Below are 25,893 nucleotides of genomic sequence, written 5' to 3' on the forward strand. Positions count from 1 at the left end.
CCTAATCCCCCTTGACCAGATTGACCAGTTTTCCCAGCAGGCCTGACTGCTGGGCCGGCCGGGTGCCAGCGACCTGTTCACTCAGATGGTGAATGGCGCGGCTGATGGGGGCACGTCGCGCAACCTGCAGCAGCGGCATGCCTGTGTTCAGAGACTCGCAAACATGTTTGAAATCATTGGGCAGCGTGATGATCGGCTGGTGATGCAAGGCTTTGGCAACCTCATCCAGCGTGATCGGTGCAGATTTATCGTACCGATTCACCACCACCAGTATGCGGTGATCCGGTATATCCAGATCCCGTCGCATCACTTCAATCAGCCGTGCGGCATCACGCAAATAGGTGATGCCCTGCTGCAGGGTCAATACGATCTGGTCGGCATGCTCCAGAACCGTAGTCGTCACCAGGTCAATCTGCCGCGGCAGATCCACCACCAGATGCTGATAATCCTTGCCCAACAGCTTGAACAGGTGCAGCAACTGATCAGAGGAAACTTCCTCGTTCAACAGCAAACGGTCCGTTTCGGAACTCAGGACTTTCAGGCCACTGACATGCGTAGCCAAATAGCCCCCCAAAGCCACGGAATCCAGCTCGTCAACGTTCTCCAAAGCCTGCTTGATACCGCGCTGAGGATTCAGATCCAGATAATGTGACAACGAGCCAAACTGCAGGTCCAGATCGACCAGTACCACCTTGCGCAACCGCTCCACTGCCATCTGGTGTGCCAGGTTGGTCGCCAGCAAACTGGCACCAGATCCACCCTTGGCATTCATGACCACAGTCAGGTGAGCATTCAGAGCCCCCTGCTGATCCATGGCCTCGCGGTAGAGCTGATCAACGACTCGCAGCAGGTCGCCATCCTCCAGCGGCTCAGGGAAAAAGTCGCGTGCCCCTGCCTGCATGGACAGGCGCATCGCCTGAGCATCTTCATCGGCACTGATAATCAGTGTCGGAACGCGGGTGATGGCGGGCCTTGCACACAGGGCTTCCAGCTCCGCCTGCCAGGTTTCCCCGACCCGGAAAATCAACAGATCCGGCAGCTTCTCCAGCCCATACAGAGGGTCCGAGTGGCCATTACTGATCAGGCGACAATTAATATCGACACTGGACGGCATTGGCCTGAGTGCATTTTTCAATGCGCTCAGCGCTTCCGGCGAGCGACTGGCGACCAGTATCGAATATGCTGTCTGGGCCGCACCCGTGGATGTTTTGACTTCATACAGATAGTTCTGACTCATCATGGCCGATCTCCTAGCTTCCACAGGCGGGCGCGCCTGCCGCCACGGGATGCACTCCCAGGCTCTCGGCCGGAAGAGTGGTCTCGAACGTCAGTGCATCCAGGGTAATATCGAAAAATGGAATCAGCATCTGGTGCTGATACCCTGTAACTGCTGTACGGATGTAGTAGGTGTTCTCGGTGGCGGTTGCCAGCGTGGTGCCATCTTCCTGCAGATAGGTCAGGGCAATGTTCGCCGCGCTGAAGTTTGGCAACATGTCACCACCGAACGCGCCTTGCTCACGCACAAAGGATTGCCCGGAAGCCGTCACAGGGCAGACAACAGCCAAACGCGCTGCCCGACGTGTCGCCTCATCCAGGACATTCCAGGTAAACATCAGGCGGCCAAACTCGATTAGCCCGAACAGGATGATGAACAGAACAGAGCCGACCAGCGCAAACTCCACGGTGGTAAGACCGGCCTGTCGTTTCAAAGGGCAGGAAAGGCTCATCTCAGCTACCTCCCAACACTGGCATACTGATGGAGCTGTCCAGTGTAAAGTTGAGGCTGATGTCATCTCCGGCGCCAAACGTTGGCAGGCTATTAAACATCATCGGCGCAAAGTCATAGCTCAGATGCACCTGGATCACATTGGACAGAGTATCCTCACAGAAACCGACATCAGAGGTTGTTAGCCCACTCAATACCGGTGTAGCACCGCCCTCCTCTGCCCCGTACACAATCAGATTACTGGCACGATTCAGCAGATCATCCGGCAGGCTGCCACCCAGAGTGGGGCAGTCATTCAGGCTCGACTGCTGACCATAGTTCAGGTGTGTCGCCAACAGGCGGGCGCCATTTCGTTGCGCCTTGGTCAGGGTGTTGTACTGGTAGAGCACACGCCCGATTTCAGCCGTTGCCAACATCAGTATCAGCAACACCGGCAACACCAGGGTGACTTCGACAACCGCAAGCCCCGTCTGATGCTGTGGATATGAGTGGCGTTGAATGTTCATCAGGAGTCTCCGCTGTCCGGGTCACGGAAGAGGACTATTTTGAACGGGGCACTTGGTATGGCCGGCGTAGAGGTGAACGTCCCAATCGCATCACAGCCTTCAGATTCGGTGTAGAACTGGCCAAAGACCTCAGCATCATTCCCTTCACCGATATCCTGCATCAAAAAAAAGCAGCCAACGGTATACACGTAGACATCATCACTGGTGCCCGAAGTCGTTCCGGTACAGTCACCAATAGGCAAAACAAGCTCGCGGCGCCGGCAGGCATCACCGCTGCAACCGGGATAGTCGCTGGCATAGGCAGCCAGGTAGTCTTCATAGTCGAACAGGCCAGCCACGCTGGTAGAGCCGTCTTCGCGCTTGATAACGGGCCGGTTGTTTGCGTCGATACCATCCAACACCAGCCGGTTGCTGCTTTGCGGAGTGGGTCCAGCTGGCGTGGCGCCGCTGAAATAGGTGTAGGACACTAGATCAGCGGGCGCTTCGGTCGGGTCCACCGGCCCCTGGTACAGACCCAGTCGAGAGTTAAGCCCCTGCCCGGTTGGGCCTGACTTGTTGCCTGGCTCCGTATCCGCGGCACTGTTATCGCCAACGCTGGCGCACTGATTGGCCGTTCCGGCCAGAGCATCACGCAGATCACTGCCACCTGTGCCGCTGAGGCGCAGCAAACGGAAGTTGCCTGGCCCTACATCCGTACCACTGCCACCAGCCAACTTGATTACGCTGATATCATCGATGCTGTCGATATTGTTGTCATCATCATCCGGGTATCCGAAGTAGCCACCATCGCCGGCCTGGCAATCATCGGCCGTATCCGGCGTTTGCCCCTCTGAATCGCAGCCACAGGCCAATATCGGCAAGACATCGCAGGTTGAGGCATTCAGGCCAATCGGGCCTGCAACAGCACTGGCCCGTACCGGTTTATCAACCAGCCCCACTACTTGCAGCAACCATACGGTTAGCGGTAACTCTTCCGCCCTGACACGCACATATGGCAGCGCGGAGCCGCCTGGAGTAAAGGGGTTAAGCGTAGTGGAAAACTCCACCACCAGCGGATTGCCGCTTTCGGCATAGGCCGTGCTTAGTTCATCATTATCACTGAGGGCAAGGTTAGCCTGGAATGTAGTCAGCGCAGACGCCTGGGCGGCCGTGTGAACCGTGGATACCGGGCTGTCTTCAGGGTAATCCGCGACGGTTCTGGCAGCACTGAGGGCGGCCGCATCTATCGCATTCTGCAAGCGTGTTTTGCTCAACAGCAGGTGTCCACCATCCAGTGCCAGCCCAGCCATCGCCAGCAACGCCAGCATCCCTATGGCCACCAACACCAGAACCGCGCCCTGCTCACGACGCCTGCAGCCGGTCATCTGTTCGCATAGCTTTTGGCGGTTCATCTTCGCCTCCTGTCAGCGATCGACATTCTGTCGACTTGCTGACTGCCTGATCACGTCTTTCAATTACCGATATTGATCTCAATATCCCCTTGTACACCCTTGGCGCTCTGCGCCTCGCTGCGATATCCCGTCATGACCTGCTGCGCTTTTTCACCATCAAGTCGCATCTGTCTGGGGGTATCCGCCGCGTAAGCATCATAGGTTTGCGCCTGTCGCATCTCCTCAACCGCCAGCCCTACAGGTTCCATTGGCGGGTTTTGGCTACACCCCGGCATGAACAGCAGAGCTGCCACCAGGGTTGATAACGTCCAATTCACTGTGTTCATGGCTCTTACCTCTACCTGGCAAATACTTATTGGATGCTGTGACCGAAAACAGACTCAGTACCATCAGCAACCGGGAAGACCTTAACGCCGTTATCGCTACTGCCTGCCAGGCGTTGTCCCATATCAGCGCCTTGAGCCTGCGCACTGCCATCAATTGGCAGCGTTGATGTGCTCGCGTCTGGCTGAGGGCTGTACACCTGACCACGGGTTCGACCCAGCAGGTAAAATTCGGCATCGGTAGGCTCTACAAAACCATCCCCCGGCAAACGTATGCCTTCATTTTTGAATGGCTGCGCCAGGGTTGGGGTAACCAGAATGACCAGCTCGGATTCGCCTTTCTCAAACTGGGAACTGCGGAAGAGATTGCCCAGCATTGGTACATCCCCCAGACCCGGGAACTTGTTCACCGCTTCGCGTGTGCTTTCATTGATCAGGCCGGCGATGCCAATGGTCTGGCCATCGCCCAGCTCCACGGTCGCACGTGCGCTGCGCTTGGTCAGCGCCGGTACAAAGAAGGTGTTACCGTCAGTACCCACAGTGCTGTTGATTGAATTCAGCCCGGTCAGCTCGGTTACCGCGACGTTCAAGCTCAGATTGATGGTGCCGGAGTCGAGTACGACCGGCAGAAATTTCAGGCCAACCCCGAATTCCTTGAACTCAATCGTGATGCCATCTTCGTTGGGAACCGGGATCGGGAACTCACCGCCTGAAAGGAATTCGGCTTCCTGGCCAGTAAGCGTGGTCAACGTCGGTTCGGCCAATACCTTGGCACTGCCGTTATCCTTGGCGGCATCGAATGCCAATTGAAATAACAGGTTGTCATCCAGGTATTGGGCAAATATGCCTTTGCCGGCAAAGCTCAGCGGCGAATTGGTGATTTCGGTCACCAGGTCACTGCCATCGATGGAGTAGTTGATCCCTCCCGGCTGACTGCTGCCGCCCACTGTCCAAAAGTTATCGCTACTGTCCAGGGCATGGAATTTGACACCCAAACGCTTCATCACGGTACGCGACATTTCAGCGACGGTGACCTTGAGCATCACCTGCTGAGAGCCCCCCACCTTGAGCAGGTTGACGACCTCACCTACCTGGGTTGCACCCTCTTCGGATGGCTTCTGCAAGAAGCTGTCCGCCAGGCGTACCGCCATATCCATGGTGCCGACATTGGACACTTCACCACTGAGTAAGATGGAGCCCTGAGATGAATTCACCTTAATGCGCTCATTAGGCGCCATCTGGTAAAGCTTGGCTTTAAGGCTGTTTACATCCGGGGTGACTTCGACATCGATGGACGCCGTCAATTTATTGCTTTTATCCCATAGCAACACATTGGTGGTGCCGATCCCCTTGCCAAGCACATAGATCTGCTGTGACCGCATGACCAGGATATCCGCCACCTCATCATTACCGATGGACACCTTGTGGACCGGCCCACTGAGTTGCACCACTTTCGATTTGTACAGGGGCACCTGGAAGGTTTGCACCTGGGTCATGTCCGCCCCCAACTCGACGGCGGGTGCGGCACCCGCTGTTTGATTCAAGAAACCCAGCAGCAGTACCAGCATGAATGCGGACAACAAGAGGGTTATTCGATCCTGTGCGGATTTGCCCGCCACATGTTCGGGCTCTGTTCGTTTAGTCATGATCACATCTCCTCAATCGTCAGATCCGATTCAAGGCAGCTGCCACCGCCCGGAAACGGGCAGATGGCAGACGTTCCAGGACTACATCGGAACCCGTTTGCGCTCCCAATCCACCCCTTTGATCACGATGACAGACGGTGGCGCGCTGTAGGTGCGGGTACGCTTAACCGGCGCCGGCTTTGCCGCCGGCTCGGGTGCAGGAGCTGACTGGGCCTGCACTGCAGGGGTTTCGGCTTTGGCCACTACGTCTTCGCTCATCGGGTTACGCAGCGTCAGCTGGATGCGCCCCTCTTCTCTTGCTTGTGCCAAAACTTCAGATTCTTTAGGTGTCAGTTCCAACGTCACGGCGCGTACAACAATTGGATCGTTTTTATCCGTCCGTGCTTTTTGATCTACTGCCAGTACCTTGATATCTTTCAGTACGGTTTTAGCCTTAACATTTTCACCCTTGTTTTGGGTGGCGATGATATCGACATGGTTGCCCGGCAGCAGAAACCCTGCGACCCCCACGACATCATTAACGCGCACCGTAAACGCACGCTTGTCCGGGTCGATCATGGCCGCCAGCGTCGCCCCTTCCTGGTGCTCGCTCAGCCGCTCAGTGCGTAAGGCATCGCCACTTAAAATGTCCTGTAGCGGAATCATGCCCTCAACGTCTGCCGGGTCGGTGATCGCGTTTTCCGGAACCAGATCCTCCGGCATCAATTTGATTTTCAAATGGCGCCGCTCGATGGGCTGTCCATAGGGAATATTCATCGCGGCATAGACGACCGGCTGGCCCTCCGCCGCCTCGGCCGTGCTGACCGGCAACTGCTGGCTAAGCCAGGAATTGGTATAAAAAGCTGCTCCCGCTGCAAAGAGCAGCGACAGGATCAACAGAAAAAAGGTTCTGCCCTTAAACATGGTCATTCCTCCTGTTTACGTTGGTCGAGGACATTTCTACTTCAGCATCGAGACGGACGAAGTAGCTGTCCCAGGCCCAAGTCAGGGATTCTTGATCGAGAGCGGCGCCATCACCGCCAAGGTAACGTACGCGGTCCTGCGCCATGCCCAGTAAGTCCCTCGGATGACAGGGGCGTAGCCCCACCTCATAGCGGGCATGTAGTTGATTCAGTGCAAATTGGAGCAATGCGGGATTGAAGTGAATTCCCTTTTCATCGCACACCTGTTGCCAGATCCGGCTGTATTCATCCGGCTCTAGAAAGCCGAAATAAATCTTGTAGCCGATACGGCGCAGGAAGGCTTCATCGGCCAAGTCCAGAGGATTAATGTTGGATGAGAACACTAGAATCTGGTCGAAGGGGGTCTGGAAGTGGCGTCCGGCGCCAAGCGTCAGGTAATCTTGCTTCTCTTCCATCGGTACGATCCAGCGGTTAAAAATCTCCATCGGAGTGGCCCGCTGCCGCCCCATATCATCGATAATGAAGATACCGTTGTTGGCCTTCAGCTGCATCGGCGCCTGGTATTCTTTGGTTACCGGGTTAAAATGCACTTCCAACATGTCCATCCCCAGTTCACCACCGGTAATTACCTCGGGTCGCTTGCAGTGAACAAAGCGGGGATCATGTCCCTGATCCAGCATCAGGCTGGGGGACTGTTCGGTCGTCTCGACCGGCTGGTGCAGCAGCGGGTCAAACAACGAGACCACCTGCTCGTTGACCGAAATTGCATAGGGGATCAAGCAAGTATCGGCAAAGAGGCCGGTCAACTTCTGGGTAATGTAGGTCTTGCCGGTACCGGCAGGGCCGTAGATAAAGATGGCACGACCCGAGTTCATCGCCGGGCCGAGCTGTTGCTTGAGCGAGTCGCGCAATACAACCTGTGCGAACAGTGTATTCAGCGCCTCGGCGGTCACATGTGAGTGGTGTACAGTTTGAGAGGCGACTACCTCGCGATAAAGCTGTATCGGCACGGGTGCCGGCCCCAGGTAGCCGCTGCGCGCATAGGCATCAATCGCCGTTTCACGACCCCGTTGGGTCAGGCCATAGCTGAGTTCGCGCTTATCGAACCCCTGGCCATGTACGTCGATCATCACTTCCTTACGCAGAAATTCGATCAGTTCTTCCAATACAGGGCCTGCCAGCGCTAACCGCTGCATCAGCTGCTTTGAACTGAGTAAACCAGCATCGTACAGGTGCTTGATCATAAGTTCGGTAAGAAAATGCCGGCTAAGGCCTGTCTCGGACAGCGTCAGTGGCCGTGCCGCCATTGCTTTCAACCGCTGTGCCAGCAAAAACTCAGCGTTTTCTGCCGGTAACTGGATATTCATAGCATCATTCATTGCACCACCCCCAGCGCCTGTAGTTGATAGCCAAGTTCAGTTGTCAGGTGGTAAAACTCCAGGTTGTTATCGAACACGCCCTGTTGAATCAGGGTGCCGACAGCAATGGAAAAGGAAAAAGGAAAACGGCGGCGGGCAACCGAGCCGGCTTCTGCCGGAACCACCGTGCGGGCCGAAATCATCAACATGTAGCGACGATAAAGACTAGCCAGCTCACCGCTGCGTACAACCATGTAGAAAGCCACACAACCACCGGTGACCAACGCAAAACAGCCTGCAGTTAAAACAGCTGTGGGCCCTACAAAACTACCGACAGCCGCCATCAGTTTTACATCCCCAGCCCCCATCCCCCCGGTCAGGTAAAAGGGGGCCAGAATGGCCAAGCCGACGCCTGCTCCTTTCAGACCTGCCAGCCACTCGGGGCTTGGCATAAACAGATAATGCAACAGCAACCCTGTAACCAGAGCTCCGAAAGTTAGCCAGTTGGGAATACGGTGGCGGCGCCTGTCCATTAGCACCGCCACCGTTAAAACCAGCAGTAGCAAGAGTGTGGATAAGTCGTATGTATAGAATGGCAACATAGCCCTCGCTCCTGCCTAGATAACTCACACAGTTTTAACAAGCGTCAGCTTGAGCAACTTCAGCACCTGAATTCAAAGTACCGGCCAATGCATCAATAACCTCCCCGACTTCGCAACCTAGGTCTGTAAATGCAACAATAACGGCAGCTGCTACCAAACTGCCGGCAACCGCATATTCCACGGTTGTCAGTCCTTCCTCGTCTTTGATGAAATCCAGGATTTTCTGAGTGATAAGGTTCATTGTTCCGCCCTCTTGTTTTGTGCCAGTCAAGGCCAGAAGCCGGTACAACCTGACAAATCATGTGTGTACCGGATACGTGAATGACTATAGAGGGCGGGATTCAGCGGTGCTGGAACTATTTTGCGGCAACAGTAGAAGTATTTTGCTCACCTGTTTCAGCATTGAAACACATGAGTCAGGCACCAAGGTGGTGAAGCCAATTCTGATAGTGATATGCAATTTTTACAGGCACAGCCCTGCTTGCATATCGCAGTTGTTCACTATACTGAACATTATCAGCAGCCCAATGGTTGCCGAATGCCCCCACATTTCGCTGTTTATAAGAACAACGTGGGAGGCGAGACATCATGTCTCAGGCTGGCACACCCAAACTGCTTTGGCTGGATTTACGCGGATCTGAACGCTCATCAACATTGCTTGGCCTATTCTGCGAACGTTTCCAGATTGATTTTCTTGACCCGCACAACCCCGAGGTTTCACTGTTGGAACAGCCTGTCATGGCGATCTGTTTCGATTTTGATTACCCCGATATGCATGGTCTTACGCTGATGCGTGAACTCTATCAGCGCTACCAACTACCCGAGATCATGATGACCGAACAGCACTCAGAAGCCCTCATGGTGTGGGCACTGAGAGCACGCGTTTGGGAGATTCTGCTTAAACCCATGCAACGCTCAACGGCTGAGTTCCAGCTGGATAGCCTGCAGGCAACTCTGATCTCCGCCCAGGCACACAGGGAAGAACTGCACCACGTCAGCACCATGCTGAGATTGCCGGAAGAGTCACGTTTCCGTGCAGCCAACGCTGAGCAGAATGCTGTTCACCCGGCACTGTCATACATGCAGTTGCATCTTGGGGAGAAGATGAGTGAGGAACTGCTGGCAAAATTCTGCAATTTGCGCCCACTGCAGTTTAGCCGCCTGTTCAAGAAAGCCTATGGCGCGACCTTTCAGGAGCTGCTCCAGCAGCTGCGCATGCAGGAGGCCTCTCATCTACTGACTAACCCCGACCGACAGATACTCGATGTCGCACTGAGTGTGGGATACAGAGACCACTCCTACTTTTGCAGGGTGTTCAAAAAGTATATGGGCGTGACACCCAAAACCTATCAGGAGCAGCAGGTCAATAGAAGTGAGAAAGAGCAGCAGGCCGCAATAGCACACCGGCTGACAGCCGTCGCCAATTTGGCAGGCCCTCTCGAGCTTGGCTTTCGAGAGGGCCGGTCAGGATAAAACTGTTTTTATCCATTTACATAAAATCAGCGCGTGTGCTCAACCAGGTCGTCGACCACATCCTGTTCTTCGTGCAGATCATCTTCATCAGACGGCTTGGCGCTTGGCAGCACCAGATTCAGAATGATCGCCACGGCACCACAGAGACTCACACCCTGCAGGCTCAAGTCGCCCGCACCGATGGCCATGCCACCAATGCCGAAGACCAGCGTGGTTGCCACGATTACCAGGTTGCGCTGCTCAGCCAGATCAACATTGGCCTTGATCAGAGTATTCAGACCCACTGCCGCGATAGAACCGAACAACAGGATCAGAATCCCGCCCATCACCGGCACAGGAATGGTCTGCAGCGCCACACCGAACTTGGCCACAAAAGCCAACGTAATCGCCACAACAGCCGCCCACACCATCACCACCGGGTTGAACTGCCTGGTCAGCATGACCGCGCCCGTCACCTCTGAGTAGGTCGTATTGGGCGGTCCACCAAAGATCGCCGCTGCCGACGTAGCCAGACCATCACCGAACAGTGTGCGATGTAGCCCCGGCTTACGCACATAGTCCTTGCCGGTCACGCTGGAGATCGCCAGCATATCGCCGACGTGCTCAATGGCAGGTGCCAGCGCCACCGGCACCATAAACAGAATTGCCTGCCAGTTCAGCTCCGGCATCACAAACGCGGGTACCGCCAGCCAGCTGGCTTCCTGAATCACGGTGTAATCCACCATGCCGGACAGGTGCGCCATGACATACCCCACTACCACACCTGACAGGATTGGCAACAGGCGGAAGATACCATGAGCAAACACCGCCACAATCAGAGTCGTGACCAGTGCCGACATGGATACCAGCATCGCCTGATCATAGGGAAACAGCTCGATGGAGCCATCACCGGTTTTGCCCATCGCCATATTGACCGCGATAGGTGCCAACCCCAAACCGATGATCATGATCACAGGCCCCGTCACCACCGGCGGCATAATCCGATGCAGGAAACCAACCCCTTTCAGCTTCACAGCCAGTGCCAGCAGCATGTAGACAAAGCCCGCAGCCATCAGCCCGCCCATGGTGGCAGCCACGCCCCAGTTCTGTACCGAATAGGTTATAGGCGCGATAAACACGAATGAGGAGGCCAGGAAAATCGGCACACTCAAGCCTGTCACCAGATGGAACAGCAGGGTACCCAAACCGGCGGTGAAAAGGGCTACTGACGGGTCCAGCCCGGTCAGCAATGGCATCAGCACCAGCGCGCCAAAGGCTACGAAGAGCATTTGGGAACCGGCCAAAACGGTGCGCCAATGGAAAGCGCCTGTGTGCGAGGTTTGCATGGCTAGCGCCTCTTATTTGGTTCCGAAAATCTTGTCCCCGGCATCGCCCAGGCCCGGCATGATGTAGCCATGCTCGTTCAGACAGTCATCGATCGACGCAGTAAAAATATCCACATCAGGATGCGCCGCCTGAACCTTCTCGATGCCCTCAGGGGCAGCCACCAATACCAGCGCACGAATGCTGGTACAACCGGCTTCCTTGAGCAGGTCGATGGTCGCAATCATGGAACCACCGGTGGCCAACATGGGGTCCACCACTAGCGCCATGCGCGCATCGATATCACTGGCCAGCTTTTCGAAATAGGTAACCGGCTCCAGGGTTTCTTCATCACGGTACAGGCCCACTACAGAGATCTTGGCGCTGGGCACCAGCTCCAGCACACCGTCCAGCATCCCCAAACCGGCGCGCAGGATAGGTACAACCGTGATCTTCTTGCCCTTGATGCGTTCGGCCTGGATATCGCCGCACCAACCTTCTATGGTGTACTCTTCAAGCTCCAGATCCTTGGTCGCTTCGTATGTCAGCAAACAGCCGACTTCGGCTGCCAGTTGACGAAAACTGCGGGTACTCTTGTTACTGGAACGCATCAGGCCCAGCTTATGCTGAACCAGTGGATGCTTGATTTCTTGAACGCTCATCGCGGGGCAACCTCATGGTACTTGGCTATCTGTGACTTTCGTCAGGCTTGACAAAATTGCTGCAAGACTAGCGAAAGTGTGACGATCTGTCATCAATGTGTTACCAGGATATTGCCCCAGAGACAAAACCTGAGTACCCTTGCTCACTTTTTTTACAGTTGGCCGCCCCGCCCTCCGGCGGCCACAAAAAAGCGTTTTGCGGAGCCGGAGCCATGAGCACCATCGATTCTGACGAGATCAAACGAGTCTATATAGAAGCAGACCTGCTACACAGCCAGGCAGAAGTGGATGCCGCCATCACAACAATGGCAGCAGAGATCACTGAAGAACTGTCCGAGCGTGATCCGGTTATTTTCGCCATCATGAATGGCGGCCTGGTAATTGCGGGCCAGCTGCTGACGCGCCTGAATTTCCCGCTGACCGCCAGCTACCTGCACGCCACCCGTTACCGCAACAGCACTTCCGGTCACCAGCTGGAGTGGAAGGTACCGCCGATGGTTGAGTTCAAGGACCGCCCGGTACTGGTCGTAGATGACATTCTGGACGAAGGCCACACACTGGCAGAGGTTATGGACTACCTGAAGGCAGAAGGCGCCGCCTCAGTTCAGTGTGCCGTATTGGTAGACAAAAAGCATGATCGCAAAGCACGCCCTGACCTGAAAGCAGACTTTGTAGGCATCGAAATCATCGATCGTTACATCTTCGGCTACGGCATGGACTACAAAGGCTACTGGCGAAACGCCCCTGGCATCTTTGCCGTCAAAGGAATGTAACAAAATCTGTTGTCATTACACTCGGTGTGGTTACAATGCTGAGTGATCAAACAACAAACAGGGTTTGCATGACGGAACTGGTCATTCTCGCGCTTTCAGCCTCCGCACTGGGGTTTTGGCTGCTGAGCCTGAGACGCAAATCGCTCGCCGCACGGGACAGTGCCGCTCACCGCGATTGTGTATTCATGAGTGATGGTCGGGTAATAGCCCCGGACAACAAGTAAGCTTGTTGACGGCCGTTACCGACGGCGAATAAAAACGGAGCCTTAGCCTCCGTTTTTTTATGCAAACACGCTCAGGAAGAGTGTATATCACTCACAACTGAAAATTTCGGACAATCCCCGAAAATCCGTTTCGTGCAGATTGCACAGCGGTCCTGATCAAGTTGCGGGATCAATGTTTCGATTGCCGAACGCGGCGTGTCGTGAAAACGCTGCTCACCCAGAAACTCAATGGCCCCCGTACTTTTCAGTTCATCCATGACGGTGCCCTTAAGCGAGCTGATCAGCAGGTCACCACTCATCATGTACAGGCGGTTGACCTCCTGATGCAGCATCTCGACACCGGCCACGTCGATAAAGTTGATGCCCTTGCCGATCACCAGAATATGATTCACGCCACTGCCGGGCGCCGTCAGGCGACGGATCTCCTGCTGCACATGATCAACCGCGCCAAAAAACAGGGAGCCATCGATACGGATGATCTTCAGCTGCGGACACTCTTCCAGCTGGTAGCGGTTGATATTACGTATATGGCGACGCTCGGTTTGCTGCAGTGGCGCAACCTGAGTGACTCGCGGTTGCGAAGTACGACGCAGGTAAAGTGCCAGCGACAGCATCACACCAATGTAGATGGCAAACTCAAGCTCCACCAGCAGGGTCGAAAACAGGGTCACCAGCAGAATTGCCGCTTCTGATCGACTAGTGGACAGAATATGACGGATATTGCGGAAATCGATCAGGTTCCAGGCAATTAGCAGAATGGATCCGCCCATTACCGCCAACGGCAAACGGGCTGTCAGCTGAGGCAAGGTGACAACGACCAGGGCCAGCAGCACTGCCGCAAAGACGGCTGCCAGCGGGGTGCGGGCACCGGCATCATAATTGGCGCCGGAACGGGTAAATGACCCGGTACTGGTGTAGCAGGCAAAGAAACTGCCGATCACATTGGACAGCCCCTGCCCTATAAACTCCTGGTTGCCATCAATCTGCTGGTGGGAGCGCACCGCAATGGCACGCGCAATGGACACCGCCTCAATCAGCCCCAGCAGCGCCACCGCCAGCGCCCCGGATGCCAGTGCCTGCAGAGTAGCGAAGTTGAATTCGGGCAGTACCGGCGTGGGCAGCTGCCCGGACAGAGCCCCCACGTAGGCAACGGCATCACCGGCAGGATCCAGCAGATAGCAGGTCAGGCTGCCGGCGGCCATACCGATCAACAGGTGCGGCAGTTTGCGACTGATCTTGCGCACCAACACCGCCACCACAAGCGTTGCCAGCCCGGCCTGCAGCGCGACCCAGTTCAACCCGTCAATATGGCTGCCAAGATGCTCCAGGGTCATCATCATCGACAGGCCGCCGGGCACCTCGATCCCCAGTACATGCTTGAGCTGACTGACCGCAATCAGAATCGCCGCCCCGGCCGTAAAGCCGATGACGACCGTATGCGAAATAAAGTTGACCAGGCTGCCCATGCGGAACATGCCCAGCACCAGCTGTATCAGGCCGGTCAGTAACGTCAGACTGATCACCAGCCCCACATACTGCTCAGTTGAAAAGTCGCCCAATCCACTGATCACACTCATCACGACAATGGAGAGTGCCGCCGTCGGTCCCGATATCAGATGCCAGGATGAGCCAAACAGGGAGGCAATAACCGCCGACACCATGGCGGTATAAAGCCCATACACGGGTGGCAAACCGGCAATAAAGGCATAGGCAACCGCCTGGGGCAGCACCAGCACCATGCCGGTCAGCCCCGCCATGAAATCGGCTTTCAGATTGTCCGACGTGACCCGGTCACGCCAGCGCAAAAAAGGTAATAACTTGTTGGTCCAGGCTGACATTGATAGAGATCCGAACAGATGATCAGAAACGGGCGCTATAGTGGCAGCTTAGCGCGCCGGATACAAAAAGGGGGGCTCAATGCCCCCCAGGTTACAACCGCCGAGTCTTACTTGACCTCAGGGACGTCCAATCCGATCTCGCGGAAATAACGGGCAGCACCGGGGTGCATCGGCATGTTCATGTCAGAAAACACCGTATCCAGGCTCAGGTTGCGCAACCAGGGCGTGCTGTCCTTCTGCGCTTCCAGCCCATCCCAGTATGCCTTGGTCATCTTGTAAATGGTTTCTTCATCCAGATCCTTGCTGGTCGCGATACCCACGTTGATACCAATGGTATAGACCGGCTCTTCATTCACCTGATTTTCACCGTAGACACCCGGCTCCAGCGGTTTGATGCTGTAGCCCGGGATGCTTACCAGTTTCTGCAGTTCAGGGTTGGAGTTGAAGGTATCCATGTCCACGCCGATAAAGCGTACCTTATTGGTCAGAGCAATCTGGCTGATCACCGGGCTCGGTGCCACAGTCGCGTTGAAATAGACATCGATGTTGTGATCCTGAAACGCCTGGGAAGCAGACTCATGGCCCAGTTTTACAGACGTGTAGTCTTCACCCGCTTCATAGCCGGTTGCTGCGCGAATCATGGTTTCAACGGTACGACGCGCCACACCGCCCGGAGGACCTGCAAATACACGCTTGCCCTTAATATCCTTCAGGCTTTGGATGTCATCTTCGGCATAGGTTACAGCCTGATACAGCCCCATCGGGAACATGAACACCGCCCTCAGGTTCTGGGACAGGTCCTGGGCGCTTTTGATCTTGCCGAACATGCCACCGCCGCTTTTCATATAGTTATGAATAGACGGCGACATCATGAAAAATTCCCCGCGCCCTTTGGCCGTATCCAGCGCATGTTTGGGCGCCACACCGGTCGCATTCACAACAATGGAATACTCGGGCAGCTTCTTGTTCACCGTATTGGCGAAGTGGGTCATCACCATGTAGGGGCTGCTGCCCGGACCCAGAGTGGACATGCGGAAGCTTTCCTTAGCCTGCGCCTGGGTCGCACCGGCGCTCAGCAGCACACAGGCACAAAGAGAGGCAGTCAGTGTTTTCAGTAAGCGCGTTTTGAAGTTAAACATAAGAGGTACCTTTGGTTATTTCTTATAGTTGTTTACAGAAGAAGCGGCGTCCCGGCAGCGTGCCGCGGCGGCTCTGTTCGAACAGCAGCACCGGCACCAACGCCAATGCCAGAAGCTGGACCCACCACAGCGGAGAAATCACCGCAAAGCCGGCCAGCAGATAGAGACCACGTTTCAAGCCCTTGGCCGAGAAGGCACCAGCTACCAGCATGATTGCAGCCGTTGTGGTCACCACAGCGGTGATCAGCCCAAACCAGCTGAAACTGTCATTAATCAACAGCATGGACGGCTGATAGACGAAGGCGAACGGGATCAAAAAGCCGATTACAGCCAGGCGCAGTGAGGTCACACTCACACGCAGCGGGTTGGCCTGCGCAATCGGTGCAGCGGCAAAAGCAGCCAGCGCGACCGGCGGCGTCACAGCAGAAAGTACGGCGTAGTAGACCACGAACAGGTGTGCAGCGATCAGTTCCACACCCAGAGATTGCACCGCAGGGCCCATCACCAGAATGATCACTAGATACGCAGGTACTGTTGGCATACCCATGCCCAGCACCAGACAGCCACCCGCCATCAGCAGCAGAGAGACAAACAGGTTATCACCGGCGACCAGCTGAATCGCTTCAGAGAAACGCAGGCCCAGACCGGTGGCGTTCATCACCGCGATGATGATCCCCACCGCAGCCACGGCAACCATGATGGTCGAAGCGGACTTGGCACCACTGCTCACCATATGCCACAGCTGGCCTGGCTTTTTCAGCAAGCCGGGATCAACGGCCACGCCCAGTACAGCGGCAGTTATCAGCGCCCAGAAACCTGCCTGAGCCGGGCTGCTGCCCTGAATCATCAGGCCGATAATCAGCCCCAGCGGGACCACAAATGCCAGCCCCTTGAGTTTCTCCTGGCGTGTCAGCGGCTCTACCGCTTCCTTGCCCTGCGCTTTCATGCCCAGACGCTTGGCTTCAGTGGAGATAAACGTAAACAGGCTGGCGTAGTAGAAAATGGCGGGGACCAGCGCCGCCAGCGTGATGTTGAGGTAGGTAATACCAGTTACATCCGCCATGATAAACGCTACTGCCCCCATGATCGGCGGCATCAGCTGGCCACCACTGGAGGCTGCCGCTTCAACTGCACCGGCAAAACGACCGGAGAATCCGCTCTTCTTGATCATCGGAATGGTAATCACGCCAGTGCCCACTACGTTGGCCACGGAGCTGCCCGATATGGTTCCGAACAACCCACTGGCGAGAACAGCCGCATGGGCATCGCCGCCCGGCAGGTGGCGCGTCAGACGGAACGACAGTTTCAGCAGCACCACACCAACGCCCAGGGCATCCAGCAGTGCACCGAACAGGATAAAAATCAGAATGGTTGAGGTGACCACTCCAAGGGTACTGCCAAAGACACCGTCAAAACTGTACCAGACAGTGGTCAGCATCTGTGCCAGGTCCATACCGGCATGTGACAGAGCGCCCGGCAGTTCACGGCCAAAGAGTGCATAGCACATCGCCACCGAACAGACGATCAGCAGGGTGAGCCCGATCATGCGGCGCATCAGTTCAGCCAGAACTGCAAGCCCGGCCAGCGCCATCAGGATATCGGTCTGCTCCAACTCATAGAGGCCTGTTTCCAGCTCTTCGGCCACCCAGAAATAGCGATAGGCCGCCGCCAGAACAGCCGCCAGCAGGGCCAGGTCAACCAGGCGATACCACCAGGCACGCCCCTGTCGCGTCATGCTCGCGTACAGCAGAATCACACACGAGAGCGTGAAGGTGCCTACTCGGAGAATCGTATCGTCGAAGATCCCCCAACCGGCGGTATAAAAGATCGACGCGACCATGGCCAGGAACAGAGGTGCTCCCAGTATTTGCGCCGGGTGGGCCTTGGCCCAGGCAATCGTATTAGTCAGCATAGTCGTTTACCTTATTGTTATAGGTCAGCCCGGTCTCACCAGAGTCCGAACAGGTAACCGCGTGCGTGTGCCTTCCCGGTCATATTGGCCACGGTTTCATTGCTGATGGTGATGCGCGTCTTACGCATCCGGTACCAGTCGTAGAGCGCCTGCTCCAGACGCTCGCGTTGTTCGGCGTGATCCGGGCTCTGTCCCAGGTCCTGCTGCTCCTGAGGATCCTGCTGCAGATCAAACAGCTGGGGGCGGAAGTGTTCGTAGTGAACGTATTTCCAACGTCCGTCGGTAATCATGATGGCGCGGGTCTGATCGGGTTTCAGATCCAGGGCAAAACGTGCCTTGCGCCAGGCGTAATCGGCTTCACTGACAGCATATTCACGCCAGGACTCCACCCTGTCCCCCTGAATAAGGGACAGTAGTGAACGCCCTTCCAGAATATGGTCAGGCACCTTGCCACCAGCCCATTCCACAAAGGTCGGCACCAGGTCAATCGCTTCCACCAGGCGTGCATCAACCTGACCACGGGTGGCATCAGCCTGTGCACGGGGGTCATGTACGATCATTGGAATGCGCGCACTGGCTTCATGAAACAGTTCTTTCTCGCCCAACCAGTGGTCACCCAGGTAATCACCGTGGTCGGCCGTCAGTACAATCACCGTGTTGTCGTACTGCCCGAGCTCTTTAAGGTAGGCGATCAGGCGTGCCAGATGGTCATCCAGCTGGGTAATAAGACCCATGTAGGCCGGAATTACACGTTCACGCACTTCTTCACGTGAGAAGTTCACCGACTCGTCATGCCCCATAAAGGCTTCGATAACCGGGTGCAGGTTTTCCTTTTCCTGCTCAGTCGCATTTGCAGGGATTACATCCTCAGCTGTGTACATGTCGTGATAGGGAGCCGGCGCAATATAGGGCCAGTGCGGCTTGATGTAGCTCAGGTGCAGGCACCAGGGCTGATCAGCGGACTCGCGGATAAAGTCCATGGCACGGTTGGTGGTGTAGGCTGTTTCAGAATGCTCTTCAGGAATACGGGCCGCACGATCAGAGTTGCGCATGTACCAGCCCGACAGCACTTCGCCACCCTCTCCTTCCGCCGAGTTGGCCCACTCATGCCAGGGATTGTCACCGGTAAAGCCCTGCTCGCGCAGATATGCGTTGTAGGCCAGATCAGGCGATACGGTCTGATCCGGGTGCAGGCCATCATCGCGCTCGTAGGGTTCAAAGCCGCACTCGCTCAACAGCACACCGCGAGAGGACTCGGGATCAACACCCAGACGCTGCATGCCTTCAACGTCCTTCTTCATGTGCGTTTTGCCGACCAGGCCCACACGGTAACCAAGCGGACGCAGGTAATCGCCCATGCTCTGCTCGGAGACTTTCAGCGGTACGTTGTTGTAGGTCGCGCCATGGGAAAAGGCGTAGCGGCCGGTATAGAAAGACATGCGTGAAGGTCCACACACCGGCGCCTGAGTATAGGCCTTGGTGAAATTGACGCCGGCAGCAGCCAGAGCATCAATGGTCGGGGTTTTGATAGACGGGTGGCCGGTGCAGCCCAGATAGTCGGCGCGCAGCTGATCCGCCATGATGAAAAGAATATTGGGTTGTTTTGCCATTGGACTGCCTTGAGTTCGGATTTTCTAGTTATATGAAGGCAGCTTAATCAAGAAATTGACCGTTGCCATGACGGGTTTCACCTGGTGAAACGAAGTATCAGTGGCTTGGCGAGACTTCCAGCCTTTTTGTTAAACGTTCGGCAGCGCTGCGCAGCAGCGGGTAAAAATGCTGATCGATCTCGGTTTTACTCAGAGCGCCCTGAGGCCAGGAAAGTGCCAGTGTTGCACGTACCTGTTGCCGATCAAACACCGGAACCGCAATGGCCGCAATCTGCTCACCTTCAGTGGTCCCCACACCGAAGTAGGCTGATTCTCGTTCGCCATACCCTTGGCGACGGGTCTCATCCAATAACTGCTGCAGCCAGACAGAGTCACAGGCCAGACGCCCCTCTTTGGTTTTGGAAGCCTTGAGTTCATTAATGATGCTGCGTCGCTCCTCTTCCGGGCAGAACGCCAGATACGCCCGGCCATTACCCGACATCAGAAAAGGTGGCCGATACCCCATCACCTGCCGGTTGAGGATAAAGACCGAATGCAGGCGCGTAGACTCCACTATTTTCATGGCCAAGCCGTCGCGCATGGCGATATCCACAGGCCAGCGCAATTCACTTTGCAGTTCCTGAATAATGGGAGCCGCCAGCTCGGCAAGCTGTTCACCCGGGTCGTTATCTGCCAGGTTACGATTGAGGGTAAACGAGAGCCGATAACAGGAGTCACCCAAGGCACGGTAAACCCAACCGGCTTCCTGCAGGGTTTTCAGCACACGCAGAAGCGTCGCTTTGCTGATTCCGGTCTGGTGGTGAAGTTCGGCGAGGGAAACTGGCGAATTCTGACGAATGACTTCAACGATATGAAGCCCACGGGCAAGAGAGTCAATCGATTTAACCATTGGCAGGCTCGCTCAGAGGTCAGGCGCAGCACATCCATGGCTGAAGAAAGACTGCCCGGCAGCAGGCCACCGGGCAGTATCTGGCAGTTTGATTATCCCAGCGGGACAACCAGGACAGGACGCTTGGAATGGGTAAGCGTTTTGGTCGCAGTAGAGCCGACCAGCAGCTGACCAAGGGTACTGTGCTTGCGCGTACCCATGACAATGACGTCGGCGTCGATTTCGTCAGCCACTTCCAGAATTCTGGACCAGGGCGTACCTTCTTCGACACGTGCATCAATGTTCTTCAGGCTCAGCACTTCGTGCTCTTCCAGCTCTTCCTCGCAGAATTTCTCGATACGCTTGCGGATCTTATCGCTCAGGGCATCTACGCCCTTCTTCAGCATCTCATCGATCTCTTCCTGCTCCATCATGTTGCTGAGCACGCTGCGGGTGGTACCGCTGAGTGACTCAATCACATGCAGATAGGTGATCTGCGACTCGGAGTAATGCCCACAGAGGCTAACCGCAGCGCGGAACGCCGGACGTGAACCCTTCTCGAGGTCGGAAACGTACAGAATCTTTTTCACATCATGGAACATACTTCTACTCCTCTATCCCTTCAGGACAGGACGTGCTGCACCGCTTAGCGGTACAGCATTTCCGGCAGGAACAGCGCAATCTGTGCGATGAATACAATCAACGCCAGACGCACGATATCTGCGCACCAGAACGGGGTCACGCCCTTGAAGATCGTGCCCGTTTTCACATCCCTTAATACTGCACTGAGTACGAATACATTCATACCCACAGGCGGTGTGATCAAACTGATCTCGGTCACGACTACGACGACTATACCGAACCACACCAGGTCAAAGCCCAGGCTCGCTACCAGCGGGTAGAACACTGGCACGGTCAGCAGCATCATCGACAGGCTCTCGAACACCATGCCCAGCACGATGTAGATCGCCAGAATCGCCAGGATCACCACGATCGGGGCCACGTCCATGGCTGTGACCATTTCCAGCAGCATGTCCGGCAGACCCGCACGGTTGATGAAGTCGGAGAAGATCAGTGCACCGATTACCACTGCAAACAGCATGGCCGAGGTACGGGCGGTGTCCGCCAGGGTCTCGAACAGGTTGCGCAGGGTCATGCGGCCACGGAACAGGGTGATCAGGAAGGCACCGCCGGCACCGATACCCGCCGCTTCGGTCGGGGTAAAGATACCCAGATAGATACCACCCATAACGATGGTGAACAGCAGCAGCACACCCCAGACCCCTTTCATGGTCTGCAGGCGTTCCGGCCATTCAGTCTTCTCGCCAGCCGGGCCCGCGCTCGGATCACGCCAGACCACGTAACGCACCGCCACCAGGTACAGGATGATGCCCAGGATGCCCGGAATGAAGCCCGCCGCGAACAGTTCACGGATGGAGGATTCGGTCAGCAGGCCGTAGATCACCAGGATGACGCTGGGCGGAATCAGGATACCCAGAGTACCACCGGCGGCGATGGACGCCGTGGCCAGAGAATCGGCATAGCCGTACTTGCGCATCGGCGGCATGGCCACTTTGGACATGGTCGCAGAGGTCGCCAGGCTGGAGCCACAGATGGCGGAGAAACCGCCACAGGCCACAACGGTCGCCATGGACAGGCCGCCCTTGCGGTGACCCAGGAAGGCGTTGGAGACGGCGTACAGCTCATGGGACAGGCCGGAGCGCGTCACCAGGTTGCCCATGAGGATAAACAGCGGAATCACCGACAGGCTGTATTCCTGTACGGTGTCGATCACGCGGTTGGAGGCCATCGACAGCGGCCCCGTCCAGCGGAAGCTGTCCAGGTTGTCGAAGCCCAGACCACTGAGAATGGCAAAGCCGAAGAAACCGACGATACCCATGGCGAATGCGATCGGCATTCGCACCACAATGATCAGAAACAGGAGAACGGCAAAGCCGATCAGAATAACGGACATAAGGAGATACCGCCTCGGTTAGTCTTTACTCTGGAACAGGATGCGGTAGACACCATAGGTGATCATACCCGCCGCTGTGGCCCAGCTCATGATCGCGATGTACTGCACGATGTATCCTGTGGGCATCGCCAGAAACTCGGTCACTACGCCACGACGAATGGAGCGTTCACCCAGTTCAAAGATGCGCAGCGCCAGGAAGTACAGCGAGGTGGACATCACCAGCGCGGCAAACAGCGACAGCGCCTTGACGATCTTGGAGCCCAGAAAGCGGTCCAACAGATCAACCACGATATGACCGCCGCGCCAAGTGATCACTGGCATGGCCGCAAATACCATTACCGCCAGACCGATCTCGGTTAGCTCTGTGCCGCCATGCAGCGGACTGTTGAAGAGATAACGCCCAACCACGTCGACACAGGTCAACGCCATCAGGGTAAACAGCACTAATGAGGAAACGGCTTCGAGAAAAAAGGCCAGCCATTTGGCCGGCCCCTTCTCGTCATAGTGCGCATTGAACCAGGCACTAAATGACATGGATGACTCCTACCTTACTTCTGAGCTTCGTACTCGCGAGCAATGGTGCGCATCTCTTCCAAGGCTGCAGCAGCATCAACACCGCGATCGGAAACGCTGTCGATCCAGGCCTGATCCATGCCCTCAGTCAGCTGCTTGAATTGCTGTACGAATGCAGAAGAAGCGTCATGCTCAACTACGTTCACACCTTTTTCACGTGCGAAAGCCAGGCCATCGATATCGCCCTGTTCCCAGGCCTGACCGGCCAGTGCAGACAGTTTTTCACCGGAAACGCTGCGAATGGCTTCAGCATCTTTCGGATCAAGGTCTTCCAGGAAGTACGGGTTGATGAACATGGAGAAGGTGCCCAGATACATGCCACCCGGGATCATGTTCAGATCCTTGGTGACTTCAGCCAGACGCAGAGACTTCTGCTCACCGACCGGCAGGAATGCGCCATCAATAACGCCCTGCTGCATCATTTCGTAAACCTTGGTGGCCGGAGCCGATACCGGCGTGATTTCCATACGCTCGCCGATTGCGGCCTGAACACCACCGCCAATACGGATTTTCTTGCCCTTGAGGTCACCCAGGTTGTCGACCGGGAAGGTGGTCATGATCTGACCCGGACCGTGGGTAAACAGACCCAGCACTTCCAGACCTTCGTACTCACCGGCTTCAGCAAAGTACTTGTCGTGTACACGCCACAGCGCGACGGATGCCGCTTCGGCATTTACACCCATACCCGGCTGTTCAGCCGCGATCGGCAGCTTGAAGCGACCCGGCACGTAACCGTGGTAGCTGAAGCCTGCGTCGATGACGCCGTCTTCAACCAGCTGGAAGTAGGTTTTGGGGTGGCCTACATCGTATTCGATCTTAACTTCGACACGGCCTTCGGTAGCTTCTTCAACCCACTTGGCCCATGTCGGCCATACAACCGCGTTTTGCGGAGCGGTCGGCGGCAGCCAGGTACCCACAATCAGTGTGGTCTCAGCGGCAGCGGCGTTGAAGGAAACAGACAGACCAGCAGCCAGTACGGCAGCAGAACCTGCAGCTTTTATAGTTTTAATCATCGTGTTGCTCCTGCGTTTGTTTATTATTGATTTATTGTATTGCGATACTCAAGAGATCGATCTTATTCCGATATTGTATCACTTTGTCACATCAAGCAAGACTTGCGGGTAGCATTTCTCTACTAAGGTCTACCTTTTTCAGGTCAGATCAGAGTAGCTGGCTCTACCCTTATACCATTAAGTTTTTGATACATGAAGAACTTGCTGTACCGCCTTAGCGGTACAGCATCTCCGGCAGAAACAGTGCAATCTGAGCAATGAACACGATCATCGCCAGACGCACGATATCTGCACACCAGAACGGCGTGACTCCCTTGAAAATAGTCCCTGTTTTGACATCGCGCAGCACTGCACTGAGTACAAATACATTCATACCCACTGGCGGTGTGATCAAACTGATCTCGGTCACGACTACGACGACTATACCGAACCACACCAGGTCAAAGCCCAGGCTCGCTACCAGCGGGTAGAACACTGGCACGGTCAGCAGCATCATCGACAGGCTCTCGAACACCATGCCCAGCACGATGTAGATCGCCAGAATCGCCAGGATCACCACGATCGGCGCCACGTCCATGGCGGTGACCATCTCCAGCAGCATATCCGGCAGACCGGCACGGTTGATGAAGTCGGAGAAGATCAATGCACCGATCACCACTGCAAACAGCATGGCCGATGTACGGGCGGTGTCCGCCAGCGTCTCGAACAGGTTGCGCAGGGTCATGCGACCACGGAACAGGGTGATCAGGAAGGCACCGCCGGCACCGATACCCGCCGCTTCGGTCGGGGTGAAGATACCCAGGTAGATACCGCCCATAACGATGGTGAACAGCAGCAGCACACCCCAGACCCCTTTCATGGTCTGCAGGCGCTCGGGCCATTCGGTCTTTTCACCGGCCGGGCCCGCGCTCGGATCACGCCAGACCACGTAACGCACCGCCACCAGGTACAGGATGATGCCCAGGATGCCCGGAATGAAGCCCGCCGCGAACAGTTCACGAATGGAAGACTCGGTCAGCAGGCCATAGATCACCAGAATCACGCTGGGCGGAATCAGGATACCCAGGGTACCACCGGCAGCGATGGACGCTGTCGCCAGGGAGTCGGCATAGCCGTATTTGCGCATCGGCGGCATGGCCACTTTGGACATGGTCGCAGAGGTCGCCAGGCTGGAGCCACAGATGGCGGAGAAGCCACCACAGGCAACAACGGTTGCCATGGACAGGCCGCCCTTGCGGTGACCCAGGAAGGCGTTGGAGACGGCATACAGCTCATGGGACAGGCCGGAACGTGTCACCAGGTTGCCCATGAGGATAAACAGCGGAATCACCGACAGGCTGTATTCCTGTACGGTGTCGATCACGCGGTTGGAGGCCATCGACAGCGGCCCTGTCCAGCGGAAGCTGTCCAGGTTGTCGAAGCCCAGGCCACTGAGAATGGCAAAGCCGAAGAAACCGACGATACCCATGGCGAATGCGATCGGCATTCGCACCACAATGATCAGAAACAGGAGAACGGCAAAGCCGATCAGAATAACGGACATAAGGAGATACCGCCTCGGTTAGTCTTTACTCTGGAACAGGATGCGGTAGACACCATAGGTGATCATACCCGCCGCTGTAGCCCAGCTCATGATCGCGATGTACTGCACGATGTATCCCGTGGGCATCGCCAGAAACTCGGTCACTACGCCACGACGAATGGAGCGTTCACCCAGTTCAAAGATACGTAGCGCCAGAAAGTACAGCGAGGTGGACATCACCAGCGCGGCAAACAGCGACAGCGCCTTGACGATCTTGGAGCCCAGAAAACGGTCCAACAGATCCACCACAATATGCCCCCCACGCCAGGTGATCACCGGCATGGCCGCAAATACCATCACCGCCAGACCGATCTCGGTCAGCTCGGTGCCGCCATGCAGCGGACTGTTGAAGAGGTAACGCCCGACCACGTCGACACAGGTCAACGCCATCAGGGTAAACAGCACTAATGAAGATACAGCCTCGAGGAAAAAGGCCAGCCACTTGACCGGCCCCTTCTCGTCATAGTGCTCATTGAACCAGGCACTGAATGACAT

General features: G+C 56.0%; 26 protein-coding genes. 3 read left to right on the plus strand and 23 right to left on the minus strand.

The annotated features are described in order from the left end of the window. Position 1 precedes the first annotated feature (1 nt). The 10 genes from O3C79_RS15720 to O3C79_RS15765 form a co-directional block, all read right to left on the minus strand. Positions 2-1,240, minus strand: coding sequence for a CpaE/TadZ family protein (locus tag O3C79_RS15720; protein ID WP_417534626.1), 1,239 nt, complete (start codon positions 1,238-1,240; stop codon positions 2-4). A 10-nt stretch (positions 1,241-1,250) separates the two neighbouring features. Then, positions 1,251-1,727, minus strand: a complete 477-nt coding sequence (locus O3C79_RS15725) for a TadE/TadG family type IV pilus assembly protein (protein ID WP_076460324.1) — start codon at positions 1,725-1,727, stop codon at positions 1,251-1,253. Between the two features lies 1 nt (position 1,728). Beyond that, entirely contained in the window at positions 1,729-2,232 is a 504-nt protein-coding gene (locus O3C79_RS15730; protein ID WP_494383865.1) for a TadE/TadG family type IV pilus assembly protein, read from the minus strand. Then, positions 2,232-3,623, minus strand: a complete 1,392-nt coding sequence (locus O3C79_RS15735; protein ID WP_494383866.1) for a pilus assembly protein TadG-related protein — start codon at positions 3,621-3,623, stop codon at positions 2,232-2,234. Before O3C79_RS15735 ends, O3C79_RS15730 begins: the two co-directional genes overlap by 1 nt. Positions 3,624-3,682: 59 nt before the next feature. Further along, positions 3,683-3,949 (minus strand): hypothetical protein, encoded by a 267-nt coding sequence (locus tag O3C79_RS15740; protein ID WP_076460330.1) that lies wholly within the window; start codon positions 3,947-3,949, stop codon positions 3,683-3,685. Positions 3,950-3,975: 26 nt separating this feature from the next. Next, the gene (locus O3C79_RS15745) at positions 3,976-5,592 is read right to left on the minus strand and encodes a type II and III secretion system protein family protein (RefSeq protein ID WP_494383867.1); all 1,617 of its coding nucleotides are present in this window, start codon (positions 5,590-5,592) and stop codon (positions 3,976-3,978) included. Positions 5,593-5,673: 81 nt separating this feature from the next. Then, positions 5,674-6,495, minus strand: coding sequence for a Flp pilus assembly protein CpaB (gene cpaB, locus O3C79_RS15750; RefSeq protein ID WP_494383868.1), 822 nt, complete (start codon positions 6,493-6,495; stop codon positions 5,674-5,676). Continuing rightward, the gene (locus O3C79_RS15755) at positions 6,488-7,873 is read right to left on the minus strand and encodes a DUF8689 domain-containing protein (protein WP_494383869.1); all 1,386 of its coding nucleotides are present in this window, start codon (positions 7,871-7,873) and stop codon (positions 6,488-6,490) included. The genes cpaB and O3C79_RS15755 overlap by 8 nt, the downstream gene beginning before the upstream one ends. Next, positions 7,870-8,454: an A24 family peptidase gene (locus tag O3C79_RS15760; protein WP_494383870.1), complete on the minus strand. Its 585-nt coding sequence runs from the start codon at positions 8,452-8,454 to the stop codon at positions 7,870-7,872. The genes O3C79_RS15755 and O3C79_RS15760 overlap by 4 nt, the downstream gene beginning before the upstream one ends. A gap of 34 nt (positions 8,455-8,488) precedes the next feature. Then, the gene (locus tag O3C79_RS15765; protein WP_494383871.1) at positions 8,489-8,695 is read right to left on the minus strand and encodes a Flp family type IVb pilin; all 207 of its coding nucleotides are present in this window, start codon (positions 8,693-8,695) and stop codon (positions 8,489-8,491) included. A gap of 347 nt (positions 8,696-9,042) precedes the next feature. Between O3C79_RS15765 and O3C79_RS15770 the strand changes: the two genes are divergently transcribed. Further along, a complete protein-coding gene (locus O3C79_RS15770) occupies positions 9,043-9,927 on the plus strand; it encodes a helix-turn-helix transcriptional regulator (protein ID WP_494383872.1) in 885 nt (294 codons plus the stop codon). A gap of 26 nt (positions 9,928-9,953) precedes the next feature. Here the strand turns inward: O3C79_RS15770 and O3C79_RS15775 are convergent, their stop codons facing one another. After that, complete coding sequence (locus O3C79_RS15775; protein ID WP_494383873.1) at positions 9,954-11,252, minus strand: uracil-xanthine permease family protein; 1,299 nt, start codon at positions 11,250-11,252, stop codon at positions 9,954-9,956. Positions 11,253-11,264: 12 nt separating this feature from the next. Continuing rightward, a complete protein-coding gene (gene upp, locus O3C79_RS15780) occupies positions 11,265-11,891 on the minus strand; it encodes a uracil phosphoribosyltransferase (RefSeq protein ID WP_010321913.1) in 627 nt (208 codons plus the stop codon). A gap of 212 nt (positions 11,892-12,103) precedes the next feature. Here upp and O3C79_RS15785 point away from each other — a divergent pair, with 212 nt between their 5' ends. Next, entirely contained in the window at positions 12,104-12,664 is a 561-nt protein-coding gene (locus tag O3C79_RS15785) for a hypoxanthine-guanine phosphoribosyltransferase (RefSeq protein WP_076460348.1), read from the plus strand. A 68-nt stretch (positions 12,665-12,732) separates the two neighbouring features. Continuing rightward, a complete protein-coding gene (locus O3C79_RS15790) occupies positions 12,733-12,888 on the plus strand; it encodes a hypothetical protein (RefSeq protein WP_417534638.1) in 156 nt (51 codons plus the stop codon). Positions 12,889-12,959: 71 nt separating this feature from the next. Here O3C79_RS15790 and O3C79_RS15795 read toward each other — a convergent pair whose 3' ends face one another. The 11 genes from O3C79_RS15795 to O3C79_RS15845 all read right to left on the minus strand — a co-directional run bounded on the left by O3C79_RS15795 (position 12,960) and on the right by O3C79_RS15845 (position 25,893). Next, positions 12,960-14,726, minus strand: coding sequence for a SulP family inorganic anion transporter (locus O3C79_RS15795; RefSeq protein WP_494383874.1), 1,767 nt, complete (start codon positions 14,724-14,726; stop codon positions 12,960-12,962). Positions 14,727-14,833: 107 nt separating this feature from the next. Further along, entirely contained in the window at positions 14,834-15,865 is a 1,032-nt protein-coding gene (locus tag O3C79_RS15800) for a TAXI family TRAP transporter solute-binding subunit (RefSeq protein WP_494383875.1), read from the minus strand. Positions 15,866-15,887: 22 nt separating this feature from the next. Then, a complete protein-coding gene (locus O3C79_RS15805) occupies positions 15,888-17,777 on the minus strand; it encodes a TRAP transporter permease (protein WP_494383876.1) in 1,890 nt (629 codons plus the stop codon). Between the two features lie 35 nt (positions 17,778-17,812). After that, positions 17,813-19,387 (minus strand): alkaline phosphatase family protein, encoded by a 1,575-nt coding sequence (locus tag O3C79_RS15810; RefSeq protein ID WP_494383877.1) that lies wholly within the window; start codon positions 19,385-19,387, stop codon positions 17,813-17,815. 97 nt (positions 19,388-19,484) lie between these two features. Continuing rightward, positions 19,485-20,276, minus strand: a complete 792-nt coding sequence (locus O3C79_RS15815; protein WP_494383878.1) for an IclR family transcriptional regulator domain-containing protein — start codon at positions 20,274-20,276, stop codon at positions 19,485-19,487. A 92-nt stretch (positions 20,277-20,368) separates the two neighbouring features. After that, positions 20,369-20,857, minus strand: a complete 489-nt coding sequence (locus O3C79_RS15820) for a universal stress protein (RefSeq protein WP_494383879.1) — start codon at positions 20,855-20,857, stop codon at positions 20,369-20,371. Between the two features lie 44 nt (positions 20,858-20,901). Continuing rightward, complete coding sequence (locus tag O3C79_RS15825) at positions 20,902-22,230, minus strand: TRAP transporter large permease (RefSeq protein ID WP_010324209.1); 1,329 nt, start codon at positions 22,228-22,230, stop codon at positions 20,902-20,904. An 18-nt stretch (positions 22,231-22,248) separates the two neighbouring features. Further along, positions 22,249-22,764, minus strand: coding sequence for a TRAP transporter small permease (locus O3C79_RS15830; protein WP_494383880.1), 516 nt, complete (start codon positions 22,762-22,764; stop codon positions 22,249-22,251). Positions 22,765-22,778: 14 nt separating this feature from the next. Further along, entirely contained in the window at positions 22,779-23,816 is a 1,038-nt protein-coding gene (locus O3C79_RS15835; protein WP_076466476.1) for a TRAP transporter substrate-binding protein, read from the minus strand. Between the two features lie 214 nt (positions 23,817-24,030). Further along, entirely contained in the window at positions 24,031-25,359 is a 1,329-nt protein-coding gene (locus O3C79_RS15840) for a TRAP transporter large permease (RefSeq protein WP_417534450.1), read from the minus strand. A gap of 18 nt (positions 25,360-25,377) precedes the next feature. Further along, positions 25,378-25,893 (minus strand): TRAP transporter small permease, encoded by a 516-nt coding sequence (locus O3C79_RS15845; protein ID WP_494383881.1) that lies wholly within the window; start codon positions 25,891-25,893, stop codon positions 25,378-25,380.

This window comes from Marinobacterium sp. NO-S09, assembly GCF_059179545.1.

What these genes read in the sequence shown, in the direction of transcription:
- O3C79_RS15830 (WP_494383880.1), bottom strand. Translation starts at nt 22,764, where the DNA reads ATGTCATTTAGTGCCTGGTTCAATGCGCACTATGACGAGAAGGGGCCG.
- O3C79_RS15815 (WP_494383878.1), bottom strand. Translation starts at nt 20,276, where the DNA reads ATGGTTAAATCGATTGACTCTCTTGCCCGTGGGCTTCATATCGTTGAA.
- O3C79_RS15785 (WP_076460348.1), top strand. Translation starts at nt 12,104, where the DNA reads ATGAGCACCATCGATTCTGACGAGATCAAACGAGTCTATATAGAAGCA.
- O3C79_RS15775 (WP_494383873.1), bottom strand. Translation starts at nt 11,252, where the DNA reads ATGCAAACCTCGCACACAGGCGCTTTCCATTGGCGCACCGTTTTGGCC.
- O3C79_RS15735 (WP_494383866.1), bottom strand. Translation starts at nt 3,623, where the DNA reads ATGAACCGCCAAAAGCTATGCGAACAGATGACCGGCTGCAGGCGTCGT.
- O3C79_RS15725 (WP_076460324.1), bottom strand. Translation starts at nt 1,727, where the DNA reads ATGAGCCTTTCCTGCCCTTTGAAACGACAGGCCGGTCTTACCACCGTG.
- O3C79_RS15720 (WP_417534626.1), bottom strand. Translation starts at nt 1,240, where the DNA reads ATGATGAGTCAGAACTATCTGTATGAAGTCAAAACATCCACGGGTGCG.
- O3C79_RS15765 (WP_494383871.1), bottom strand. Translation starts at nt 8,695, where the DNA reads ATGAACCTTATCACTCAGAAAATCCTGGATTTCATCAAAGACGAGGAA.
- O3C79_RS15810 (WP_494383877.1), bottom strand. Translation starts at nt 19,387, where the DNA reads ATGGCAAAACAACCCAATATTCTTTTCATCATGGCGGATCAGCTGCGC.
- cpaB (WP_494383868.1), bottom strand. Translation starts at nt 6,495, where the DNA reads ATGTTTAAGGGCAGAACCTTTTTTCTGTTGATCCTGTCGCTGCTCTTT.
- O3C79_RS15770 (WP_494383872.1), top strand. Translation starts at nt 9,043, where the DNA reads ATGTCTCAGGCTGGCACACCCAAACTGCTTTGGCTGGATTTACGCGGA.
- O3C79_RS15840 (WP_417534450.1), bottom strand. Translation starts at nt 25,359, where the DNA reads ATGTCCGTTATTCTGATCGGCTTTGCCGTTCTCCTGTTTCTGATCATT.
- O3C79_RS15730 (WP_494383865.1), bottom strand. Translation starts at nt 2,232, where the DNA reads ATGAACATTCAACGCCACTCATATCCACAGCATCAGACGGGGCTTGCG.
- O3C79_RS15800 (WP_494383875.1), bottom strand. Translation starts at nt 15,865, where the DNA reads ATGTTTAACTTCAAAACGCGCTTACTGAAAACACTGACTGCCTCTCTT.
- O3C79_RS15755 (WP_494383869.1), bottom strand. Translation starts at nt 7,873, where the DNA reads ATGAATGATGCTATGAATATCCAGTTACCGGCAGAAAACGCTGAGTTT.
- O3C79_RS15820 (WP_494383879.1), bottom strand. Translation starts at nt 20,857, where the DNA reads ATGTTCCATGATGTGAAAAAGATTCTGTACGTTTCCGACCTCGAGAAG.
- O3C79_RS15795 (WP_494383874.1), bottom strand. Translation starts at nt 14,726, where the DNA reads ATGTCAGCCTGGACCAACAAGTTATTACCTTTTTTGCGCTGGCGTGAC.
- O3C79_RS15835 (WP_076466476.1), bottom strand. Translation starts at nt 23,816, where the DNA reads ATGATTAAAACTATAAAAGCTGCAGGTTCTGCTGCCGTACTGGCTGCT.
- O3C79_RS15805 (WP_494383876.1), bottom strand. Translation starts at nt 17,777, where the DNA reads ATGCTGACTAATACGATTGCCTGGGCCAAGGCCCACCCGGCGCAAATA.
- O3C79_RS15740 (WP_076460330.1), bottom strand. Translation starts at nt 3,949, where the DNA reads ATGAACACAGTGAATTGGACGTTATCAACCCTGGTGGCAGCTCTGCTG.
- O3C79_RS15790 (WP_417534638.1), top strand. Translation starts at nt 12,733, where the DNA reads ATGACGGAACTGGTCATTCTCGCGCTTTCAGCCTCCGCACTGGGGTTT.
- O3C79_RS15745 (WP_494383867.1), bottom strand. Translation starts at nt 5,592, where the DNA reads ATGACTAAACGAACAGAGCCCGAACATGTGGCGGGCAAATCCGCACAG.
- upp (WP_010321913.1), bottom strand. Translation starts at nt 11,891, where the DNA reads ATGAGCGTTCAAGAAATCAAGCATCCACTGGTTCAGCATAAGCTGGGC.
- O3C79_RS15845 (WP_494383881.1), bottom strand. Translation starts at nt 25,893, where the DNA reads ATGTCATTCAGTGCCTGGTTCAATGAGCACTATGACGAGAAGGGGCCG.
- O3C79_RS15825 (WP_010324209.1), bottom strand. Translation starts at nt 22,230, where the DNA reads ATGTCCGTTATTCTGATCGGCTTTGCCGTTCTCCTGTTTCTGATCATT.
- O3C79_RS15760 (WP_494383870.1), bottom strand. Translation starts at nt 8,454, where the DNA reads ATGTTGCCATTCTATACATACGACTTATCCACACTCTTGCTACTGCTG.